We start from the raw sequence: 1,298 nt of genomic DNA, 5'->3' as shown, positions 1-1,298 counted from the left end.
GTGCCGGCCGCTGGCCGGCAATCGCTGGGATGCATGGGTTGCCGGGGTTGCCGGCCAGCGGCCGGCACTACCAGCCGTCCAGCCTTCCCGATCAGCCCAGCAGCGAACTCTCGCCGCGGCTCTTGCCGCCGCCCTGCGGCGCGGCCATCCACATGCGRCCGGCCAGGCGCGAGAACGGCAGCGACTGCAGCCAGACCTTGCCTGGCCCGGTCAGGGTGGCCAGGAACACGCCCTCGCCACCGAACAGCACGCTTCGGATGCCTTTGACCCGGCGCACGTCCATGTCCACGGTCGGGTGGTAGGCGACGATGCAGCCGGTATCGACGTCCAGGCGTTCGCCGGCGGCCAGCTCACGCTCGACCACGCAGCCGCCGGCATGGATGAACACCCAGCCATCGCCTTCAAGCTTCTGCATGATGAAGCCCTCGCCGCCGAACAGGCCGGTCATGATCTTGCGCTGGAACTGCACGCCGATCTGCACGCCGCGCGCGCCGGCCAGGAAGCTGTCCTTCTGGCAGATCAGGCGCCCGCCGTGCTGGTCCAGCTTCATCGCCAGCACGGTGCCGGGATAGGGCGCGGCGAAAGCGACCTTGCCGCGGCCCTGGCCGGTCTGCGTGTAGACGGTGGCAAACAGGCTTTCACCGGTCAGCACGCGCTTGCCGGCCGCCATCACCTTGTCCATGAAACCGCCACTCTGGCCGCTGCGCGCGCCGCCGCCGAAGACGGTGTCCATCTGCACCGAGGAATCCTTGAACATCAGCGCGCCGGCCTCGGCCACCGCGCCTTCGCCGGGATCCAGCTCGATTTCCACGAACTGCATTTCATGGCCGACGATGCGGAAGTCGATGCGGTCGGCGCGGCCGCCGGTTGACGCGGTTGCGACTGCAGGGGTGACTGCAGGCATCGGCGGCGGAGCCGCGGTGCCGGTGCCGGTGCCGGCCTGCTGCAGGGCGGCGATTTCGGACACCGGTGTCCACCCTGTCATGCCCTGGCACCAGGCCAGCGCGCGCGGATTGGCCTGGGCGAAGCGGCGCGCAGCCTCCTCGTCGAACGGACCGACACGGTCGGCCTGGCCGGGAGCATGGAAGTACCACTGGGTCATCGCAGCAGGTCCGTTGCGGGAAAAACCCCGAGTCTAGCGGCAGCGTCCGGCGGCGCGCGAGGCGGCCATGAACGATCGGCATTTGCGAGGGAGGTGCTGTATTGCAACAATTATCTGGTAGCGCCGTTTTACCACCCCTCCAAACACAGCCTACCGCCATGTCTCCGACCCGTACTTCCCGTGGCCGCTCTCCGGT

1 protein-coding gene is annotated in these 1,298 nt (G+C 68.7%); it reads right to left on the bottom strand.

Going from position 1 to position 1,298, the window contains the following annotated elements:
* Positions 1–91: 91 nt before the first annotated feature.
* Positions 92–1,102: a TIGR00266 family protein gene (locus tag AC1VAN_RS22110; RefSeq protein WP_282280366.1), complete on the bottom strand. Its 1,011-nt coding sequence runs from the start codon at positions 1,100–1,102 to the stop codon at positions 92–94.
* Between the last annotated feature and the right edge of the window lie 196 nt (positions 1,103–1,298).

The organism is Stenotrophomonas sp. 05L44_2, assembly GCF_056665995.1.
The sequence above is the reverse complement of the archived record's forward strand: the minus strand, read 5'-3'. Positions and strand labels throughout refer to the sequence as shown.